The following is a 19692-nucleotide window of genomic DNA, read 5'->3' on the forward strand; positions in this document are numbered from 1 at the left end:
GCAGTGCTTTGAGCAACCTACGGCTAGCTTCCTAGTTTGCTCTTTGATTCTCATTGAGTATCAGTATAGGTTATAAGAATAAGTCTTGTAGGGTTTTGGCAACCCCATCTTGGTCGTTGGTAAGGGAAATTTGCTCATCTGCATAAGGGAGTAGCTCTGGATTGGCATTTTTCATGGCATAACCCTTCCCAGCAAAAGCGAGCATTTCGGTATCATTGTGTTCATCTCCAAAGGCAATCAAATCTTTTTTGTCACGATTCATTATCTTGAGCAAGTAGTCCAAAGCAAAGGCCTTGTTGACACCTTTTGGGGTACATTCAAGGATATTGAGCGGACCTCCCCAGGTATTGATAGAAAGTTGATGCTGGTAGAAGGCGTTCATTTCTTTTGCCAAGGCATATTTGTCACTGGCTCTGGTCTGCAAGAGGATACAGTTAGGGTCCTTGGTCACCAATTCAGGCTGGAATTGATCTTCAGGCTGGAAAGCTTCTACACCAAATAGTTTGGGATTGGCAATTTCTTCATTGGGATTTGTAATGTAGAATTTTTTACGATATTCTCCAGCGATAAAATCGGCTTGAATGTCCTCTGAACGTTGAACCATATCTAGCAGATATTTTTTGTCTACAGTCAAACACTTTTCAAAATCCCAAACTTGGTCTGGTAAATGAGTAAGGGATCCGTTGAAGTTAATCATAGGAGTGTCTAAGCCCAGTTCACGGTAAAAATCTTTTGACATACGGTAAGGGCGACCTGTCGTAATAATAACCTGATGGCCTTTTTCAGCAACTTTTTTGATGGTTTTTTTGGTAAAGTCAGAAATTTGACTGTCTGAGTTGAGCAGGGTTCCATCTAGGTCAACTGCAATAATTTTTTTCGTCATATGGACCTTTCTAGTGTGTTTTCAGATAAGATGTCTTCTATTATAACAGAAAGCAGGCAGAAAAGCAGATTCCAAACAAAAAATGAAATTGGATTAATTTCTTAAACAAATCAAACAAAGACATTGAAAAAGTGAATGATAAATGATATAATTCTATTATTGTTCGTAAAAATTAAAAGGAGATTGATAATGGACAAATTATTTAAACTAAAAGAGAACGGTACAGACGTTCGTACAGAGGTTCTCGCTGGTTTAACAACTTTCTTTGCAATGAGCTATATTCTCTTTGTAAACCCACAAATTCTTTCGCAAACAGGAATGCCTGCTCAGGGTGTATTCCTCGCAACGATTATCGGTGCAGTTGCTGGTACCCTGATGATGGCCTTCTACGCCAACTTGCCATATGCTCAAGCGCCAGGTATGGGACTCAATGCCTTCTTTACCTTTACAGTTGTATTTGGACTCGGTTATTCTTGGCAAGAAGCCCTAGCTATGGTCTTCATCTGTGGAATTATTTCATTGATTATTACCTTGACAAATGTTCGTAAAATGATCATTGAATCAATTCCGAATGCCCTTCGTTCAGCTATTTCAGCTGGTATCGGTGTCTTCCTTGCCTACGTGGGGATTAAGAATGCTGGACTTTTGAAATTCTCTATCGATCCAGGGAACTACACGGTTGCAGGAGAAGGAGCTGACAAGGCTCAAGCAGCGATTACAGCAAATGCTTCAGCAGTTCCAGGCTTGGTCAGCTTTAATAATCCAGCTGTTTTGGTGGCTCTTGCAGGACTTGCTATCACAATTTTCTTTGTCATTAAAGGGATTAAAGGGGGAATTATCCTCTCTATCTTGACAACAACTGTTCTTGCTATTGCAGTTGGTTTGGTAGATTTGTCTAGTATTGATTTTGCTAATAACCATGTTGGTGCAGCCTTTGAAGACTTGAAGACAGTCTTTGGTGCAGCTCTTGGTTCAGAAGGTCTGGGAGCTTTGATTTCAGATACAGCTCGCTTGCCTGAAACTCTGATGGCCATTCTTGCCTTCTCATTGACAGATATTTTTGACACGATTGGTACCTTGATCGGTACAGGTGAAAAAGTTGGTATCGTAGCGACAAATGGTGAAAATCACCAATCAGCTAAGTTGGACAAGGCACTTTACTCTGACTTGATTGGTACTTCAATTGGTGCCATTGCAGGTACTTCAAACGTAACGACTTATGTTGAGTCTGCTGCTGGTATTGGTGCAGGTGGACGTACTGGTTTGACAGCCTTGGTTGTAGCTATCTGTTTTGCGATCTCAAGCTTCTTTAGTCCACTTCTAGCGATCGTACCAACAGCCGCTACAGCTCCAATCTTGATTATTGTTGGGATTATGATGCTTGGTAGCTTGAAAAATATTCATTGGGATGATATGTCTGAAGCGGTTCCTGCTTTCTTCACATCTATCTTTATGGGATTCAGCTACTCTATCACTCAAGGGATTGCAGTTGGTTTCTTGACTTACACTTTGACTAAAATTGTTAAAGGTCAAGCTAAAGATGTTCATGTAATGATTTGGATTTTGGATGCCTTGTTTATCCTTAACTATATCAGCATGGCCCTATAATAGAATTACCCAGGGGGATTTCCCCCTTTTTTTAATACAAAGTCTAGGAGATGAATGATGGAAGAGAAAAGTATGTGGAAAGAATTGTTGAATCGTGCAGGATGGCTTTTGGTCTTCTTGCTAGCGACAATTTTATATCAGATTCCTTTAGGGGTTACTGCTATTTTAACTTTAAATGCAGTACCACTGTTACAGTCAGGACTGATAGTTGCTGGTATTTCGATTGTAGTGTTGGCACTATTTATTTTTGGAGCTCGTAAAACGCAGTTAGCAAGTTTTAATTTTTCTTTTTTTAGAGCTAAGGATCTAGCACGATTGGGATTAAGTTATTTAGTCATTATCTGTTCAAATATACTTGGTTCTATCTTGTTGCAACTGTCAAATGAGACGACAACAGGGAACCAGTCTCAGATTAACGACATGGTTCAGAATAGTTCTCTGATTTCTAGCTTCTTCTTGCTAGCCTTGCTTGCTCCTATTTGTGAGGAAATCTTGTGTCGTGGGATTGTTCCTAAAAAGATTTTCCGAGGCAAGGAGAACTTGGGATTTGTAGTCGGTACGATTGTGTTTGCTTTATTGCATCAACCAAGTAATTTACCTTCTTTATTGATTTATGGAGTTATGTCGATCGTTCTGTCTTGGACGGCTTACAAGACCCAACGTTTGGAAATGTCGATCTTACTTCACATGATTGTTAATGGGGTTGTTTTCTGTTTGTTGGCTCTCGTGGTGATTTTGAGTCGGACATTAGGGATTTCTGTTTAAGATTTTTGACAATTGCTTACTTGTTTCTACTGGGAAAAAGATGAATGCAATCGTGTCCATTTTTTTCTTTTTATGGTAAAATAGAGAAATAATATGGTGAAGAGCCTTGAGGGAGTGACCGATATGTCAACTAAAGCTAATCATGTAAAGACAGCTATTTGCGGAATTATCAATGTAACCCCAGATTCCTTTTCGGATGGTGGTCAATTTTTTGCGCTTGAGCAGGCGCTCCAGCAGGCTCGTAAATTGATAGCAGAAGGGGCTAGTATACTAGATATCGGCGGAGAATCGACTCGACCTGGCAGTAGCTATGTTGAGATAGAAATAGAAGAGGAAATCCAGCGTGTTGTTCCAGTGATCGAAGCGATTCGCAAGGAAAGTGATGTCCTCATTTCCATTGATACTTGGAAGAGTCAGGTGGCAGAGGCTGCTTTGGCTGCTGGTGCCAATCTAGTCAACGATATCACAGGTCTCATGGGTGATGAAAAAATGGCCCATGTGGTTGCTAAGGCTGGTGCGAAAGTAGTCATTATGTTTAATCCAGTTATGGCTCGACCTCAGCACCCTAGCTCGCTCATATTTCCTCATTTTGGTTTTGGTCAAGCTTTTACAGAAAAAGAGTTAGCTGACTTTGAAAAATTGCCAATCGAAGAGTTGATGGAGACTTTCTTTGAACGAGCACTAGCGAGAGCAGAGGAAGCTGGTATTGCACAAGAAAATATCTTGTTGGATCCAGGAATTGGCTTTGGTTTGACTAAGAAAGAAAATTTGCTTCTTTTACGAGACCTGGATAAACTCCATCAGAAAGGCTATCCAATCTTTCTTGGAGTTTCGCGCAAGCGATTTGTCATCAATATCCTTGAAGAAAGTGGTTTTGAAGTCAATCCTGAGACAGAACTTGGTTTCCGAAATCGGGACACGGCTTCGGCTCATGTAACTAGTATCGCTGCGAGACAGGGTGTAGAAGTGGTGCGAGTGCATGACGTAGCTAGTCACAAGATGGCGGTTGAAATTGCCTCCGCTATTCGTCTGGCTGATGAAGCGGAAAATCTAGATTTAAAACAATATAAATAAGATGAAAGAATTTGAAAATAATCAGTGGATTGCCCACTATCGGACGGATCAACCGCATTTTGGCTTGGAACGAATGGTGGAACTGTTAGCTTTGCGTGACAATCCCCATCTCAAACTCAAGGTCATCCATATCGGAGGAACCAATGGCAAGGGGTCGACAATTGCTTTTTTGAAAAATATGCTGGAAAAGCTAGGCCTGAGAGTTGGTGTGTTCAGCTCGCCCTATCTCATTCACTACACAGACCAGATTAGCATCAATGGGGAATCCATTCCCAAGGCTAGGCTAGAAGACCTTATGGCAGACTATCAGTCTTTGCTGGAGGGAGAAGCGGCCGCTAATTTACAGGGCACAACCGAGTTTGAGATTATCACAGCCATAGCCTATGATTACTTTGCCTCAGAGCAAGTAGATGTGGCCATCATGGAAGTGGGCATGGGTGGACTTTTGGATAGTACCAATGTTTGCCAGCCAATTTTAACAGGAATTACGACCATTGGATTGGATCATGTAGCCCTACTTGGCGACACTTTGGAAGCCATAGCAGAGCAGAAAGCTGGTATTATCAAACAAGGTATTCCCTTGGTAACAGGTCGTATCGCTCCAGAAGCTTTGGTTGTGATTGACCGCATTGCGGAAGGGAAAGACGCGTCGAGACTTGCCTACGGGGCAGATTATCAGGTCAGCCATCAAAAGAGTGTGGTTACAGGTGAAGTCTTTGACTATACAAGTGCTGTCAGACAAGGTCGCTTCCAGACTGGCCTGCTTGGTTTGCACCAGATAGAGAATGCTGGGATGGCCATAGCTTTACTCGATACTTTTTGTCAGGAGGATGGCCGAGAACTAGCAAGCAATCACTTGCTTGCTCAGGCCTTGGAAGAAACAAGTTGGCCGGGGCGTTTGGAGGTTGTGTCAAGAGATCCCTTGATGATTTTGGATGGGGCCCATAATCCCCATGCTATCAAGGCTTTATTAGCAACCTTGCAAGAACGCTTTGCGGATTATCATAAGGAAATCCTCTTTACTTGTATCAAAACCAAGGCCTTGGAGGATATGTTGGATTTGCTGGGGGAAATACCAGATACCGAGCTTACCCTGACACATTTTGACGATAGTCGGGCGACTGATGAAAGCGTGCTGAAAGAGGCAGCTAAGTCTAGAAATCTCAGCTACCAAGATTGGCAGGATTTTCTAGAGCAGAAATTGATAGATAAAAAAGAAGAGAAACAAACAGTTAGGATTGTCACAGGTTCCTTGTATTTCTTGAGCCAAGTGAGAGCCTATCTGATGGAGAGGAAGAACGAGAATGGATACACAAAAAATTGAAGCAGCTGTAAAAATGATTATCGAGGCTGTAGGAGAGGACGTTAACCGCGAGGGCTTGCAGGAAACACCTGCTCGTGTCGCTCGTATGTACCAAGAGATTTTTTCAGGTCTTGGTCAAACAGCGGAGGAACATTTGTCAAAATCCTTTGAGATTATCGACGATAATATGGTGGTAGAAAAGGATATCTTTTTTCACACTATGTGTGAGCACCACTTCTTGCCATTTTATGGGAAAGCGCATATTGCCTACATTCCAGATGGACGTGTAGCAGGTTTGTCCAAGCTTGCCCGTACGGTTGAAGTTTATTCAAAAAAGCCACAAATTCAAGAACGTTTGAATATCGAAGTGGCCGATGCCTTGATGGAGTATCTAGGCGCTAAAGGAGCCTTTGTTGTTATTGAGGCGGAACATATGTGTATGAGCATGCGTGGTGTCAGAAAACCAGGCACTGCAACCTTGACGACAGTAGCTCGTGGTCTATTTGAAACAGATAAAGACCTTCGAGATCAGGCTTATCGTTTAATGGGACTATAATACTCTTCGAAAATNNTTTCATTGAGTATAAAAAGAATCCGCTTGAAGCGGATTTTTCTAGAAAGGAATCATTATGGATCAACTGCAGATTAAGGATTTGGAAATTTTTGCCTATCATGGTCTTTTTCCTAGTGAGAAGGAGTTGGGGCAAAAGTTTGTCGTTTCAGCAATCCTATCCTATGATATGACCAAGGCGGCGACAGACTTGGATTTAACGGCTTCTGTCCATTATGGAGAACTGTGTCAGCAGTGGACGACTTGGTTTCAGGAAACGAGTGAAGATTTGATTGAAACGGTAGCCTATAAACTGGTAGAACGTACCTTTGAGACCTATTCTCTTGTCCAAGAAATGAAGTTGGAACTGAAAAAACCTTGGGCACCGGTGCATTTGCCACTAGATACTTGCTCAGTAACCATCCATCGCCGCAAGCAACGGGCCTTTATCGCCCTAGGAAGTAATATGGGGGATAAGCAAGCGAACTTGGAGCAAGCTATTGACAAACTGCGAGCTCGTGGCATTCATATTCTCAAAGAGTCCAGTGTCTTAGCGACGGAGCCTTGGGGTGGAGTGGAGCAGGATAGCTTTGCCAATCAAGTGATTGAAGTAGAGACTTGGCTACCAGCACCAGTCTTATTAGAAACATTGTTAGCCATTGAGTCAGAGATGGGACGGGTGAGAGAAGTGCATTGGGGACCTCGCTTGATTGATTTGGACTTGCTCTTTGTGGAGGACCAGGTCATTTACACAGACGACCTCATCTTGCCCCATCCTTACATAGCGGAACGCCTTTTTGTTCTTGAGTCTCTACAAGAAATTGCGCCTCATTTTATCCATCCGACATTAAAGCAACCTATCCGTAACTTGTATAATGCTTTGAAAAAATAGAAAAAACTCTAGTTTTCAGTAGTTTGTAACTGAAGGCTAGAGTTTTTAAAATAGGTCATTTTCTTCTGGGAGGAGGATAGTTTCTCTACCGTCCATGTCTAAAACCAGTACTCTCGGGGGATAAAGAGGGTCAAAGGGATGGTTAAAATCAAAATCAATGGCTGTAGGGAGGTGCTGACTTGAGAAGTGGAAGGTAATTTTTCCTTGGTTATTGAGCAATTGAAACTCGAGTTCCTCCTCCAATTCAAAGACATTTTTTAAGAAGTGGTCGATGATATACCAAAAAGAGTCAATGACATCATCAGGCAAGCTGGTAACAATGCCAAAACTAGCAGACCGCATGTGGGCATTGGTAAAAGCCATATCTCTGCCCCCTTTCTTTTCCCTTATCATACAACAAATAGGATTAAAAATCAAGAAAAGGTAATTTTTTGAAAAGGATTTTAGCTACAGGGAAAAATAAGGAAAAAATCCCAAAAATCTCCCGAAGTTAATAGGTAAATTCCCAAATTAACTTGATTATATAACTTTCAGTTACTTTGAGAAGTTACCGAAAAATATTTTTCATATCTATTGACTTTTAGGGGTGAAATTTGGTATGATAGTAAGCGGTATTGTTTACCCCATTTGAAAGGCCCCGGAACCTTCCAAATACTTTTCGATGGGAAGGAACACCCATCACCGTAAACAAAAATCGAACTATATATAGGAGAAATCATGAACAAAACAACATTTATGGCTAAACCAGGCCAAGTTGAACGTAAATGGTACGTAGTTGACGCAACTGATGTACCACTTGGACGTCTTTCTGCAGTAGTTGCTAGCGTACTTCGCGGAAAAAACAAACCAACATTTACACCACACACTGATACAGGTGACTTTGTGATTGTTATCAATGCTGAAAAAGTTAAATTAACTGGTAAAAAAGCAACTGATAAAATCTACTACACTCACTCAAACCACCCAGGTGGATTGAAACAAATCTCTGCAGGTGAACTTCGTTCTAAAAATGCAGTACGTTTGATCGAGAAATCAGTTAAAGGTATGCTTCCACACAATACACTTGGACGCGCTCAAGGTATGAAGTTGAAAGTATTTGTTGGAGCTGAGCACACTCATGCTGCACAACAACCAGAAGTTCTTGACATTTCAGGACTTATCTAAGGAAAGGAACAAATAAAGTATGTCACAAGCACAATATGCAGGTACTGGACGTCGTAAAAACGCTGTTGCACGCGTTCGCCTTGTTCCAGGAACTGGTAAAATCACTGTTAACAAAAAAGATGTTGAAGAGTACATCCCACACGCTGACCTTCGTCTTGTCATCAACCAACCATTCGCAGTTACTTCAACTGTAGGTTCATACGACGTTTTCGTTAATGTTGTAGGTGGTGGATACGCTGGTCAATCAGGAGCTATCCGTCACGGTATCGCTCGTGCCCTTCTTCAAGTAGACCCAGACTTCCGCGATTCATTGAAACGTGCAGGACTTCTTACACGTGACTCACGTAAAGTTGAACGTAAGAAACCAGGTCTTAAGAAAGCTCGTAAAGCATCACAATTTAGTAAACGTTAATTCGAAAGAATTACTATACTTATACAGAGCACCTTTCGGGGTGTTCTTTTTTTATACTTTCTTACTAAATTGGTGCAATTGACACAGTTGTTGCGACTTTATACTCTTCGAAAATCTTTTCAAACCACGTCAGCNNTTTGATTTTCATTGAGTAGTAGTCTCTCATGTTTGTTTAGCGTCTAAAAGAGACATTTGAGAAGATTGAAAACAGTTCTCTCTTTTCTCCTAGTATAATGATTGGTAGGAAGGGAGAGAAAAGATGAAAACAATGAGAATCTTATTTTTGTTAGCTTTAATTCAAATCAGTTTGAGTAGCTGTTTTCTATGGAAGGAATGCATCTTGTCCTTTAAACAAAGTACAGCTTTTTTCATCGGAAGTATGGTCTTCGTTTCAGGAATCTGTGCTGGAGTAAATTATCTTTATACCCGTAAGCAAGAAGTCCATAGTGTCCTAGCCAGTAAGAAGTCAGTGAAGCTTTTTTACAGTATGTTACTCTTAATTAATTTATTAGGAGCTGTCCTTGTCTTGTCAGATAACTTGTTCATTAAAAATACGCTGCAGCAAGAATTAGTTGACTTTTTATTGCCATCCTTTTTCTTTCTATTTGGGCTAGATTTGCTGATTTTTTTACCCTTGAAAAAATACATGCGCGATTTTCTTGCTATGCTAGACAGAAAAAAGACAGTGTTGGTGACTATTTTAGCAACACTTCTCTTTTTAAGAAATCCAATGACCATTGTCTCTCTTCTGATGTATATTGGACTGGGTTTGTTTTTTGCAGCCTATCTTGTCCCAAATTCGGTCAAGAAGGAAGTTTCCTTTTATGGTCATATTTTCCGAGATCTTGTATTGGTCATTGCTACGCTCATTTTCTTTTAGAGAAAGCTTGTTTTTATGGATGTTATGATGGTAATACTCTTCGAAAATCTCTTCAAACTACGTCAGCGTCGCCTTGCCGTACTCAAGTACAGCCTGCGGCTAGCTTCCTAGTTTGCTCTTTGATTTTCATTGAGTATAAGTTTAGCAGGAAAATAGACACAAAAGAAAAGTTTTTGGTATAATAAGAGTATGTACACAAAAAATGAAGAAGAGCTACAATCCTTAGGGGAGCGTTTGGGTCATCTATTAGCAAAGAATGATGTTTTAATCTTAACTGGAGAACTGGGTGCAGGTAAAACGACCTTTACTAAAGGACTTGCTAAAGGTTTACAGATTTCTCAAATGATTAAAAGTCCAACCTATACTATCGTAAGAGAGTATGAGGGGCGTCTTCCGCTTTTCCATTTAGATGTTTATCGTATTGAAGGAGATGCGGATTCTATCGACTTGGATGAGTTTCTCTTTGGTGGCGGAGTGACTGTCATCGAGTGGGGAAATCTCTTAGGAGATGCCTTGCCAGATACTTATTTAGAATTGGAAATTCTAAAAGAAGCAGATGGACGTCGTTTAAATTTTCAGGCAAAGGGTTTGCGTGCAGAAAAACTCTTAGAGGAGCTTCAACATGGAGTATGAATTGCTCATTAGGGAAGCAGAGCCTAAAGATGCAGCTGAATTAGTGGCCTTTTTAAATCGTGTAAGTTTGGAGACAGATTTTACCAGCTTAGACGGAGATGGTATTCTCTTGACCAGTGAGGAGATTGAAGTATTCCTCAACAAGCAAGCTAGTTCGGACAATCAGATAACCTTACTTGCATTCTTAAATGATAAAATTGCTGGTATTGTAAATATTACAGCTGACCAGCGCAAGAGAGTCCATCATATTGGAGATCTCTTCATTGTGATTGGAAAAAGATATTGGAATAATGGATTGGGAAGTTTGTTGCTAGAAGAAGCGATAGAGTGGGCACAAGCAAGTGGCATTCTGCGTCGTCTCCAGCTGACTGTCCAAACTCGTAATCAAGCAGCAGTTCATCTGTATCAAAAGCATGGCTTTGTAATTGAAGGTCGCCAAGAGCGTGGAGCATATATAGAAGAAGGGAAATTTATCGATGTTTACTTGATGGGTAAACTGATAGATTAGTAGAAATATGGTTAAAAAAATTATTGGAATGGTGCTAGCTTTACTTTCTGTAACTGTAGTAGGAGCAGGTATTTTTGCTTATACTATTTATCAACAAGGGACAGAAACCTTAGCTAAAACCTATAAAAAAATCGGCGAAGAAACCAAGGTTATTGAAGCGACTGAACCTCTAACCATTCTGTTAATGGGAGTGGACACCGGAAATGCTGAACGAACTGAAACTTGGGTCGGTAGAAGTGATAGCATGATCTTGATGACAGTGAATCCTAAAACGAAAAAAACAACAATGATGAGTTTAGAGCGGGATATTCTGACCCGCATTGAATCAGGGAATGGTCAGGCTCATGAAGCGAAACTGAATTCAGCATATGCAGATGGTGGAGCAGAGCTTGCTATAGAAACCATTCAAAAAATGATGAATATCCATATTGATCGCTATGTGATGGTCAATATGAAAGGGTTACAAAAACTAGTGGATGCAGTAGGTGGTATTACAGTCAATAATACCCTAGGTTTCCCAATTTCTATCAGTGACCAAGAAGAATTTAATACCATTTCTATCGGTGTTGGGGAGCAACATATTGGGGGAGAAGAAGCCCTAGTCTATGCACGAATGCGTTACCAAGATCCTGAGGGGGATTATGGTCGTCAAAAACGTCAACGTGAAGTTATTCAAAAAGTCATGGAAAAAGCTCTCAGTTTAAATAGCGTTGGTCATTATCAAGAGATTCTAAAAGCTTTGAGTGACAATATGCAGACCAATATTGATTTGTCTGCAAAAAGTATCCCTAACTTGCTAGGCTATAAAGATTCATTTAAAACCATTGAAACTCAGCAGTTGCAGGGTGAAGGAGAGATGCTTCAAGGTGTTTCTTACCAGATTGTTTCGAGAGCCCATATGTTGGAAATGCAAAATCTACTCCGACGTTCTTTGGGACAAGAAGAAGTCACTCAGCTTGAAACCAATGCGGTCTTATTTGAAGATTTATTTGGCAGAGCACCTGTTGGTGATGAAGATAATTAACTTTTGATATAAATAAAAAATCAATCGTGGGAAATTTCCTGCGATTTTTTCAAAAAAATACGAATAGATAGGTAGGAGGAAACATGAAAGCAGAAATCATTGCTGTTGGAACAGAGATTTTGACAGGACAGATTGTCAATACAAATGCTCAGTTTTTATCGGAAAAACTAGCAGAAATTGGGGTAGATGTTTATTTTCAGACGGCTGTAGGAGACAATGAAGCTCGTCTCTTGTCTTTACTTGAGATTGCCAGTCAACGTAGCAGTCTGGTGATTTTGACAGGCGGTTTGGGGCCAACTGAGGACGATTTGACCAAACAAACTCTGGCTAAATTTTTAGGGAAAGAATTAGTCTTCGATCCTCAGGCTCAGGAGAAGTTGGATGTCTTTTTTGCCCAGAGACCAGACTATGCCCGAACACCGAATAACGAAAGACAAGCTCAAATTGTAGAAGGGGCGATTCCACTACCAAACGAAACAGGACTGGCTGTTGGAGGAAAATTAGCAGTAGACGGAGTGACCTACGTCGTCCTTCCAGGTCCGCCAAGTGAATTGAAACCCATGGTCTTAAACCAACTTCTACCTAAGTTGATGACAGGGAGCAAGCTGTATTCCCGAGTTCTTCGTTTCTTTGGAATTGGAGAAAGTCAGCTGGTGACGATTTTGGCTGATTTAATTGATAATCAGACCGATCCTACCTTGGCACCTTATGCCAAGACAGGAGAAGTCACTCTGCGCCTGTCAACAAAGGCTAGCAGTCAAGAAAAGGCAAATCAGGCGCTGGATATTTTGGAAAATCAAATCTTGGATCGTCAGACTTTTGAAGGACTTTCTTTCCGAGACCTTTGTTATGGTTATGGGGAAGAGTCCAGCTTGGCCAGTATTGTGGTAGAAGAACTGAAAAAACAAGGGAAAACCATCACGGCTGCAGAGAGTTTAACGGCAGGGCTTTTCCAAGCCAATGTAGCGGATTTTTCAGGTGCTTCCAGTATATTTAAGGGTGGTTTTGTGACCTATAGCTTGGAGGAAAAATCAAGGATGTTGGATATTCCTGTCAAGGATTTGGAAGAACAGGGTGTGGTGTCTGAATTTACAGCTCAGAAGATGGCTGAGCAGGCACGAAGCAAGACACAGTCAGATTTTGGCATTAGTTTGACTGGAGTGGCAGGACCAGATAGCCTCGAAGGACACCCAGCTGGGACAGTTTACATAGGATTGGCACAGGAGCAAGGAACTGAGGTCATCAAGGTGAATATTGGAGGCAGAAGTCGAGCAGATGTACGTCACATTGCTGTTATGCATGCCTTTAACCTAGTTCGCAAGGCTTTATTAAGTGACTAACTTTTGATATAATAGTAGACAGGTCTGAGGACCATTAGAATGCAGGAGAATAGAATGGCGAAAAAACCAAAAAAATTAGAAGAAATTTCAAAAAAATTTGGGGCAGAACGTGAAAAAGCCTTGAATGACGCTCTTAAACTGATTGAGAAAGACTTTGGTAAGGGTTCAATCATGCGTTTGGGTGAACGTGCGGAGCAAAAGGTGCAAGTGATGAGCTCAGGTTCCTTGGCTCTTGACATTGCCCTTGGTTCAGGTGGTTATCCTAAGGGACGTATCATCGAAATCTATGGGCCAGAGTCATCTGGTAAGACAACGGTTGCCCTTCATGCAGTTGCACAAGCGCAAAAAGAAGGTGGGATTGCTGCCTTTATCGATGCGGAGCATGCCCTTGACCCAGCTTATGCTGCGGCCCTTGGTGTTAACATTGACGAATTGCTCTTGTCACAACCAGACTCAGGAGAGCAAGGTCTTGAAATTGCAGGAAAATTGATTGACTCAGGTGCTGTAGATCTTGTCGTGGTCGACTCAGTTGCTGCCCTTGTACCTCGTGCGGAGATTGATGGAGATATCGGTGATAGCCACGTTGGTTTGCAAGCTCGTATGATGAGTCAGGCCATGCGTAAACTTGGTGCTTCTATCAATAAAACCAAAACAATTGCTATCTTTATCAACCAATTGCGTGAAAAAGTTGGGGTCATGTTTGGAAATCCAGAAACAACACCTGGCGGACGTGCTTTGAAATTCTACGCATCAGTCCGTTTGGATGTTCGTGGTAATACACAAATTAAGGGAACCGGTGACCAAAAAGAAACCAATGTTGGTAAAGAAACTAAGATTAAGGTTGTAAAAAATAAGGTAGCTCCACCGTTTAAGGAAGCCGTAGTTGAAATTATGTACGGAGAAGGAATTTCTAAGACTGGTGAACTCTTGAAGATTGCAAGCGATTTGGATATTATCAAAAAAGCAGGAGCTTGGTATTCTTACAAGGACGAGAAAATTGGGCAAGGTTCTGAGAATGCTAAGAAATACTTGGCAGATCACCCAGAAATCTTTGATGAAATTGATAAGCAAGTCCGTTCTAAATTTGGCTTGATTGATGGAGAAGAAGCTTCAGAACAAGATACTGAAAACAAAAAAGATGAAGCAGTTCAAGCAGATTCTGTGAATGAAGAAGTCACACTTGACCTAGGCGATGAACTTGAAATCGAAATTGAAGAATAATACTCTTCGAAAATCAAATCCAAACCACGTCAGCTTCGCCTTGCCGTACTCAAGTACTGTCTGTGGCTAGCTTCCTAGTTTGCTTTTTGATTTTCATTGAGTATAAGCTGTTAAAGTAGTGGAGAAATCCACTGCTTTTTCGGTTTTTTGTTCAAGTTTTCAGATCATCTATAGTTTGCTGTTTCTTGTCGCTCCACTAGAAAGCTGATATAATAGCCTTATGAATAAAAAACGAACAGTGGACCTGATTCATGGTCCTATTCTTCCCTCGCTTGTGAGTTTTGCCTTCCCAATCTTGCTGTCTAATATCTTTCAGCAACTCTATAACACTGCTGATGTCTTGATTGTTGGGCGTTTTCTTGGTCAAGAATCCTTGGCGGCGGTAGGGGCGACGACAGCGATTTTTGACCTGATTGTAGGTTTTACTCTTGGTGTTGGCAATGGTATGGGAATTGTCATTGCCCGTTATTATGGAGCTCGGAATTTCACTAAAATCAAGGAAGCAGTAGCAGCCACATGGATTTTAGGTGCTCTTTTGAGTATTGTAGTTATGTTGCTGGGCTTTCTTGGCTTGTATCCTCTTTTACAGTACCTAGATACCCCTGCAGAAATTCTTCCCCAGTCCTATCAATATATTTCTATGATTGTGACCTGTGTCGGTGTCAGCTTTGCCTATAATCTTTTTGCAGGTTTGTTGCGATCTATTGGGGACAGTCTGGCTGCGCTTGGTTTTCTGATTTTCTCTGCTCTGGTCAATGTGGTTTTGGATCTCTATTTTATTACGCAACTGCAACTGGGGGTTCAATCTGCGGGACTTGCTACCATCATTTCGCAAGGCTTATCAGCGGTTCTCTGCTTTTACTATATTCGTAAGAGCGTGCCAGAACTTTTGCCTCAACTCAAGCATTTCAAATGGGATAAGGTCTTATACGCTGATCTCTTGGAGCAAGGTTTGGCTATGGGCTTGATGAGTTCAATTGTATCTATCGGCAGTGTGATTTTACAGTCTTCTGTTAATACCTTTGGTGCAGTGATTATTAGTGCTCAAACGGTGGCTCGCCGCATTATGGCCTTTGCCCTTCTTCCTATGACCGCTATCTCTGCTTCTATGACGACCTATGCTTCGCAAAATCTTGGAGCTAAGCGACCAGACCGCATTGTTCAAGGACTTCGAATCGGCAGTCGTTTAAGTATATCCTGGGCAGTTTTTGTTTGTATCTTCCTCTTTTTTGCCAGTCCAGCCTTGGTTTCCTTCTTGGCTAGTTCGACGGATAGCTATTTGGTAGAAAATGGTAGTCTCTATCTGCAAATCAGCTCAGCCTTTTATCCAATTTTGAGTCTCTTGTTGATTTATCGCAATTGCTTGCAGGGCTTGGGGCAAAAAGTCCTTCCTCTGGTATCTAGTTTTATCGAACTAATTGGGAAAATCGCTTTTGTGGTCTTGATTATCCCTTGGGCAGGCTATAAGGGAGTTATCCTTTGCGAACCCCTAATCTGGGTTGCCATGACAGTTCAACTGTACTTCTCACTATTCCGTCATCCCTTGATAAAAGAAGGTAAGGCCATCTTGGCAACTAAAGTGCAATCCTAGTTGGATTTACTGAATAAAATCCATTTCCTTTAGTGAAAATCGAAAAAACTTGTTCTGTTATCTTTAGTTTGGTCTTGAAAATAGTTTAACAGACTTTTGACTTCTTTTATATGATATAATAAGGTATAGTATTTATGAAAAGGACATATAGAGACTGTAAAAATATACTTTTGAAAAGCTTTTTAGTCTGGGGTGTTATTGTAGATAGAATGCAGACCTTGTCAGTCCTATTTACAGTGTCAAAATAGTGCGTTTTGAAGTTCTATCTACAAGCCTAATCGTGACTAAGATTGTATTCTTTATGAGGTATAAATAAAGGAGTTTCTAGCTCTGGATTGTAAAAAATAAGTTGTTTTAATTGATAAGGAGTAGAATATGGAAATTGATGTGAGTAAATTAAGAACAGATTTGCCTCAAGTTGGCGTGCAACCATATAGGCAAGTCCATGCCCATTCCACAGGCAACCCCAACTCAACGGTTCAAAATGAGGCTGACTACCATTACAGAAAAGATCCTGAATTGGGCTTCTTTTCACACGTAGTCGGTAATGGTCGTGTTATGCAGGTAGGACCTGTTGATAATGGTGCCTGGGACGTTGGGGGCGGTTGGAATGCAGAAGGTTATGCACAAGTTGAACTGATTGAAAGCCATGAATCGAAAGAAGAGTTTCTGATTGACTATCGTCTCTATATCGAACTCTTGCGCAATCTAGCGGATGAAGCTGGTATACCGAAAACACTTGATACAGACGATTTGGCAGGTATCAAGACACACGAATATTGCACCAATAACCAACCCGATAATAATTCAGATCACATTGACCCCTATCCTTATCTTGCCAAATGGGGTATTAGCCGTGAGCAGTTTAAGCAGGATATTGAAAACGGCTTGACGATTGAAGCAGGATGGCAACAGAACGATACTGGCACCTGGTATGTACACTCAGATGGTTCTTATCCAAAAGATAAGTTTGAGAAAGTCAATGGTACCTGGTATTACTTTGACGGTTCAGGATATATGCTTGCAGACCGCTGGAAGAAGCACATAGACGGCAACTGGTACTGGTTTGACCAGTCAGGCGAAATGGCGACAGGCTGGAAGAAAATCGCTGAGAAGTGGTACTATTTCGATGGAGAAGGTGCTATGAAAACAGGCTGGATCAAATACAAGGAGACTTGGTACTATCTTGATAGTCAAAATGGGGACATGGTTTCCAATGCCTTTGTCAAATCAAATGATGGATGGTATTACCTTAAAGAAGATGGTACGATAGCAGAGAAACCAGAATTTACAGTCGAGCCTGAAGGCTTGATAACAGTAAAATAATAATGGAATGTCTTTCAAATCAGAACAGCGCATATTATTAGGTCTTGAAAAAGCTTAATAGTATGCGTTTTCTTGTGGAGATATTTCCTTCAATTTTTGCTACTATATTAAATAAAAATCAAAAAGCAAACTATAAAGTTATGTTCAAATAAAGTCTAATACTCTGCAGAAATCAAAGTGCAAACCACGTCAGCTTCCATCTGCAACCTCAAAACTGTGTTTTTAGCAGCCTGCGGCTAGTTTCCTAGTTTGCTCTTTGATTTTCATTGAGTATAAATTTGACAATGTAAACCGAGTCGGATAGCTTTAAGTACTGTTTTGAGGTTGAAGATATGATTGTTGATAGGAACTCATCAAATAGGTTTACTATCATCAATTTTGGATTTTTAAGCAGTATCAATAAATTGCTTCCTTGTTTTGTCATATTTTTTTTATTTAAAAAATTGACTTTATGACAAGAGTGTGCTATTCTTTTTATGAGAGGTGTATGAATATGATAAATGTATGTGATGTTGGAAAAAGAATAAAAGAACTTAGAATATCTTCAAATCTTACTCAAGATAAGATTGCTGAATATTTGTCTTTGAATCAAAGCATGATTGCCAAAATGGAAAAAGGTGAAAGGAATATCACGTCGGATGTTATTGAGAAACTATCTGCCCTGTTTTGCTGTACGGTTGAGTATCTTTTGTTTGGCGAACAAGCTGAACAACAGTGTGTCATATCGTTTAGAAAAAATAAAATAGTAGACCAAGATCTTAAAGTTTTAGCGAAAATCAATAAAATTGTATTGAATCAATTTGAGATAGATCAGCTATTGGAGACAAAATAAATGATTGATAAAATGGATTTAAGTAATAAAGCTTCAAATCTTAGAAAAAAGTTGGGAGCTGATGGTGAAGCGCCGATAGATATTTTTAAATTGGTACAAAAGATAGAAAATTTGACGCTGGTATTTTATGGACTCGGAAAGAATATTAGCGGAGTCTGTTATAAAGGAACTCGGTCCAGTCTCATTGTAATCAATTCAGACATGTCATTAGGAAGGCAAAGATTTTCTTTAGCACATGAACTGTATCATCTTTATTATGATGAGGTGAAGAAGAGTTCAGTCAGTCTTATCTTGATTGGTGAAGGAGATGAAACTGAAAGAAAAGCGGATCAGTTTGCTTCATATTTTTTAATTTCCCCATCTTCACTGTATAGGATGGTTGAGGAAATCAGAGAAAATGCCAATAGAACTCATCTTGAAGTAGAAGATATTATAAAATTGGGTCAGTTTTATGGTATCAGTCATAAAGCTATGTTATATAGATTGCGGAATGATGGATACCTTGATGCAGAAGAAATTAAAAATATGGATATTAGTGTTATAGAGACAGCTTCAAGATTAGGCTATGATACAAGTTTATATCGTCCTTTGTCAGAAAGTAAAAAGGAAATGGTATTAGGACACTATATTAAATCGACTGAACAACTTTTAGAAAATAACAGAATTTCGCAAGGGAAGTACGAGGAACTGCTACTAGATGCTTTCAGATATGATATTGTATATGGGCTAGATGAAGAGGGGGAGTTGTCGTTTGACTAGTCGTGTATTTATTGATACAGATTATTTCAGCATTTTTATGGGTTGGCACTGAACATCTTTTAGAAAAGCTCTATTCGGGTAAAATTGTTATTCCACAAGAGGTGTATGATGAAATCAATATACCTACAATTTCCCATTTAAAATCTAGGATAGACCAGTTGGTAACTAAGGGTTCAGCTGAGATTGTGAGCATAAACATTGGAACTGAAGAATACGCATTATATAGAGATTTAACAAGAAATCATGATAGTAACAAGATTATTGGTAAGGGAGAAGCGGCTTCTATTTCCTTAGCGAAAAAGCATAATGGGATATTAGGAAGTAATAATCTAAGAGATGTTAAACCATATGTAGAAGAATTTTCTTTAGAGCATATGACGACAGGAGATATACTGGTTGAAGCGTTTAAAGCGCAATTTATTACTGAACAAGAGGGCAATCATATCTGGAATAATATGCTTAAAAAGAGAAGGAAAATTGGGGCGGATTCTTTTTCAGACTATCTTCGTGGAAGTGTTCATCAAAATAGACAAAAATAAATTTGGATAAATCGAACTCACTATTCAGTAGGCATATGAGCACTTCGAAGAAGAAAAGTGTCAAATTGAGCTTATAAGAGTAGAAATGACCTGCATAGGGGATGAGAGAAAAGTTGTCCTTGAAGTTTCCCTGAACGATCAGTCGCATGTCAAACGATATGCAGGGTGATGTGAGAGGGGATAGCGAGTAGTTTTTGGTTATTTTATCAAAAAACTTGTATTTTATCATACTGAATGATAAAATGTAATAAAAATGATAGAATAAAGGAAAGCTTTTCTAAAATGTGTATCTCCCCACAGGATTCGTTCTTGTGGGATTTTTTTCGTTAAAGAAAGCGATAAATATTGACTTTTTTAAAGAAAGATGTCATAATCCCATCTTTGACAG

At 40.1% G+C, this 19692-nt stretch carries 20 protein-coding genes and 1 pseudogene; 19 read left to right on the forward strand and 2 right to left on the reverse strand.

What is annotated here, in order from left to right; all coding sequences use genetic code 11:
• Nucleotides 1-70: 70 nt before the first annotated feature.
• Nucleotides 71-883, reverse strand: a complete 813-nt coding sequence (locus tag HT669_RS06040; protein ID WP_000162353.1) for a Cof-type HAD-IIB family hydrolase — start codon at nt 881-883, stop codon at nt 71-73.
• A 189-nt stretch (nt 884-1072) separates the two neighbouring features.
• On the opposite strand from HT669_RS06040, the gene HT669_RS06045 reads away from it, so the two are divergent.
• From HT669_RS06045 to folK, 6 genes are all read left to right on the forward strand, one after another.
• Entirely contained in the window at nt 1073-2491 is a 1419-nt protein-coding gene (locus HT669_RS06045; RefSeq protein WP_172922273.1) for an NCS2 family permease, read from the forward strand.
• Between the two features lie 57 nt (nt 2492-2548).
• Nucleotides 2549-3256 (forward strand): CPBP family intramembrane glutamic endopeptidase, encoded by a 708-nt coding sequence (locus tag HT669_RS06050; protein ID WP_172922274.1) that lies wholly within the window; start codon nt 2549-2551, stop codon nt 3254-3256.
• A 93-nt stretch (nt 3257-3349) separates the two neighbouring features.
• Nucleotides 3350-4330, forward strand: coding sequence for a dihydropteroate synthase (gene folP / locus HT669_RS06055; protein WP_172922275.1), 981 nt, complete (start codon nt 3350-3352; stop codon nt 4328-4330).
• Between the two features lies 1 nt (nt 4331).
• Entirely contained in the window at nt 4332-5654 is a 1323-nt protein-coding gene (locus HT669_RS06060) for a folylpolyglutamate synthase/dihydrofolate synthase family protein (protein WP_172922276.1), read from the forward strand.
• A complete protein-coding gene (folE, locus tag HT669_RS06065) occupies nt 5635-6189 on the forward strand; it encodes a GTP cyclohydrolase I FolE (protein ID WP_049541070.1) in 555 nt (184 codons plus the stop codon). The genes HT669_RS06060 and folE overlap by 20 nt, the downstream gene beginning before the upstream one ends.
• A gap of 73 nt (nt 6190-6262) precedes the next feature.
• The gene (folK, locus tag HT669_RS06070; RefSeq protein WP_172922277.1) at nt 6263-7075 is read left to right on the forward strand and encodes a 2-amino-4-hydroxy-6-hydroxymethyldihydropteridine diphosphokinase; all 813 of its coding nucleotides are present in this window, start codon (nt 6263-6265) and stop codon (nt 7073-7075) included.
• A gap of 45 nt (nt 7076-7120) precedes the next feature.
• On the opposite strand, the gene HT669_RS06075 is transcribed toward folK, so the two are convergent.
• Entirely contained in the window at nt 7121-7438 is a 318-nt protein-coding gene (locus tag HT669_RS06075) for a DUF960 domain-containing protein (RefSeq protein ID WP_172922278.1), read from the reverse strand.
• 354 nt (nt 7439-7792) lie between these two features.
• Between HT669_RS06075 and rplM the strand changes: the two genes are divergently transcribed.
• The 13 genes and pseudogenes from rplM to HT669_RS11135 all read left to right on the forward strand — a co-directional run.
• A complete protein-coding gene (gene rplM / locus HT669_RS06080) occupies nt 7793-8239 on the forward strand; it encodes a 50S ribosomal protein L13 (RefSeq protein WP_001044624.1) in 447 nt (148 codons plus the stop codon).
• A 19-nt stretch (nt 8240-8258) separates the two neighbouring features.
• Nucleotides 8259-8651 (forward strand): 30S ribosomal protein S9, encoded by a 393-nt coding sequence (gene rpsI / locus HT669_RS06085; protein ID WP_000075973.1) that lies wholly within the window; start codon nt 8259-8261, stop codon nt 8649-8651.
• A gap of 259 nt (nt 8652-8910) precedes the next feature.
• Nucleotides 8911-9531, forward strand: coding sequence for a hypothetical protein (locus HT669_RS06090; protein WP_000855698.1), 621 nt, complete (start codon nt 8911-8913; stop codon nt 9529-9531).
• A 189-nt stretch (nt 9532-9720) separates the two neighbouring features.
• Complete coding sequence (gene tsaE / locus HT669_RS06095; protein ID WP_000288246.1) at nt 9721-10164, forward strand: tRNA (adenosine(37)-N6)-threonylcarbamoyltransferase complex ATPase subunit type 1 TsaE; 444 nt, start codon at nt 9721-9723, stop codon at nt 10162-10164.
• A complete protein-coding gene (locus HT669_RS06100; RefSeq protein ID WP_000455532.1) occupies nt 10154-10672 on the forward strand; it encodes a GNAT family N-acetyltransferase in 519 nt (172 codons plus the stop codon). Before tsaE ends, HT669_RS06100 begins: the two co-directional genes overlap by 11 nt.
• A 7-nt stretch (nt 10673-10679) precedes the next feature.
• Nucleotides 10680-11696, forward strand: a complete 1017-nt coding sequence (locus HT669_RS06105) for an LCP family protein (protein ID WP_000239274.1) — start codon at nt 10680-10682, stop codon at nt 11694-11696.
• Nucleotides 11697-11779: 83 nt separating this feature from the next.
• Nucleotides 11780-13036 (forward strand): competence/damage-inducible protein A, encoded by a 1257-nt coding sequence (locus HT669_RS06110; RefSeq protein WP_172922279.1) that lies wholly within the window; start codon nt 11780-11782, stop codon nt 13034-13036.
• Nucleotides 13037-13090: 54 nt separating this feature from the next.
• Nucleotides 13091-14257, forward strand: coding sequence for a recombinase RecA (gene recA, locus HT669_RS06115; RefSeq protein ID WP_172922280.1), 1167 nt, complete (start codon nt 13091-13093; stop codon nt 14255-14257).
• A gap of 220 nt (nt 14258-14477) precedes the next feature.
• Nucleotides 14478-15848: an MATE family efflux transporter gene (locus tag HT669_RS06120; protein ID WP_172924313.1), complete on the forward strand. Its 1371-nt coding sequence runs from the start codon at nt 14478-14480 to the stop codon at nt 15846-15848.
• 375 nt (nt 15849-16223) lie between these two features.
• The gene (locus HT669_RS06125; protein ID WP_172922282.1) at nt 16224-17174 is read left to right on the forward strand and encodes an N-acetylmuramoyl-L-alanine amidase family protein; all 951 of its coding nucleotides are present in this window, start codon (nt 16224-16226) and stop codon (nt 17172-17174) included.
• Nucleotides 17175-17661: 487 nt separating this feature from the next.
• Nucleotides 17662-18006, forward strand: coding sequence for a helix-turn-helix transcriptional regulator (locus HT669_RS11370; RefSeq protein ID WP_001056000.1), 345 nt, complete (start codon nt 17662-17664; stop codon nt 18004-18006).
• Nucleotides 18007-18018: 12 nt separating this feature from the next.
• Nucleotides 18019-18765 carry an ImmA/IrrE family metallo-endopeptidase gene (locus tag HT669_RS06135; RefSeq protein WP_319637072.1) on the forward strand — a complete coding sequence of 249 codons (747 nt, stop codon included), beginning with the start codon at nt 18019-18021 and terminating at the stop codon, nt 18763-18765.
• Nucleotides 18758-19178: pseudogene (locus tag HT669_RS11135) on the forward strand (hypothetical protein); the annotation flags it as partial. The gene HT669_RS06135 and the pseudogene HT669_RS11135, both read left to right, overlap by 8 nt.
• Between the last annotated feature and the right edge of the window lie 514 nt (nt 19179-19692).

Source organism: Streptococcus sp. 2100 (assembly GCF_013276335.1).
Taxonomy (GTDB): domain Bacteria; phylum Bacillota; class Bacilli; order Lactobacillales; family Streptococcaceae; genus Streptococcus; species Streptococcus pseudopneumoniae.

Bases quoted from the DNA above. Each gene is read 5' to 3' on its own strand.
- HT669_RS06040 (WP_000162353.1), bottom strand. From the start codon at position 883: ATGACGAAAAAAATTATTGCAGTTGACCTAGATGGAACCCTGCTCAAC.
- HT669_RS06045 (WP_172922273.1), top strand. From the start codon at position 1,073: ATGGACAAATTATTTAAACTAAAAGAGAACGGTACAGACGTTCGTACA.
- HT669_RS06050 (WP_172922274.1), top strand. From the start codon at position 2,549: ATGGAAGAGAAAAGTATGTGGAAAGAATTGTTGAATCGTGCAGGATGG.
- folP (WP_172922275.1), top strand. From the start codon at position 3,350: ATGGTGAAGAGCCTTGAGGGAGTGACCGATATGTCAACTAAAGCTAAT.
- HT669_RS06060 (WP_172922276.1), top strand. From the start codon at position 4,332: ATGAAAGAATTTGAAAATAATCAGTGGATTGCCCACTATCGGACGGAT.
- folE (WP_049541070.1), top strand. From the start codon at position 5,635: ATGGATACACAAAAAATTGAAGCAGCTGTAAAAATGATTATCGAGGCT.
- folK (WP_172922277.1), top strand. From the start codon at position 6,263: ATGGATCAACTGCAGATTAAGGATTTGGAAATTTTTGCCTATCATGGT.
- HT669_RS06075 (WP_172922278.1), bottom strand. From the start codon at position 7,438: ATGGCTTTTACCAATGCCCACATGCGGTCTGCTAGTTTTGGCATTGTT.
- rplM (WP_001044624.1), top strand. From the start codon at position 7,793: ATGAACAAAACAACATTTATGGCTAAACCAGGCCAAGTTGAACGTAAA.
- rpsI (WP_000075973.1), top strand. From the start codon at position 8,259: ATGTCACAAGCACAATATGCAGGTACTGGACGTCGTAAAAACGCTGTT.
- HT669_RS06090 (WP_000855698.1), top strand. From the start codon at position 8,911: ATGAAAACAATGAGAATCTTATTTTTGTTAGCTTTAATTCAAATCAGT.
- tsaE (WP_000288246.1), top strand. From the start codon at position 9,721: ATGTACACAAAAAATGAAGAAGAGCTACAATCCTTAGGGGAGCGTTTG.
- HT669_RS06100 (WP_000455532.1), top strand. From the start codon at position 10,154: ATGGAGTATGAATTGCTCATTAGGGAAGCAGAGCCTAAAGATGCAGCT.
- HT669_RS06105 (WP_000239274.1), top strand. From the start codon at position 10,680: ATGGTTAAAAAAATTATTGGAATGGTGCTAGCTTTACTTTCTGTAACT.
- HT669_RS06110 (WP_172922279.1), top strand. From the start codon at position 11,780: ATGAAAGCAGAAATCATTGCTGTTGGAACAGAGATTTTGACAGGACAG.
- recA (WP_172922280.1), top strand. From the start codon at position 13,091: ATGGCGAAAAAACCAAAAAAATTAGAAGAAATTTCAAAAAAATTTGGG.
- HT669_RS06120 (WP_172924313.1), top strand. From the start codon at position 14,478: ATGAATAAAAAACGAACAGTGGACCTGATTCATGGTCCTATTCTTCCC.
- HT669_RS06125 (WP_172922282.1), top strand. From the start codon at position 16,224: ATGGAAATTGATGTGAGTAAATTAAGAACAGATTTGCCTCAAGTTGGC.
- HT669_RS11370 (WP_001056000.1), top strand. From the start codon at position 17,662: ATGAATATGATAAATGTATGTGATGTTGGAAAAAGAATAAAAGAACTT.
- HT669_RS06135 (WP_319637072.1), top strand. From the start codon at position 18,019: ATGGATTTAAGTAATAAAGCTTCAAATCTTAGAAAAAAGTTGGGAGCT.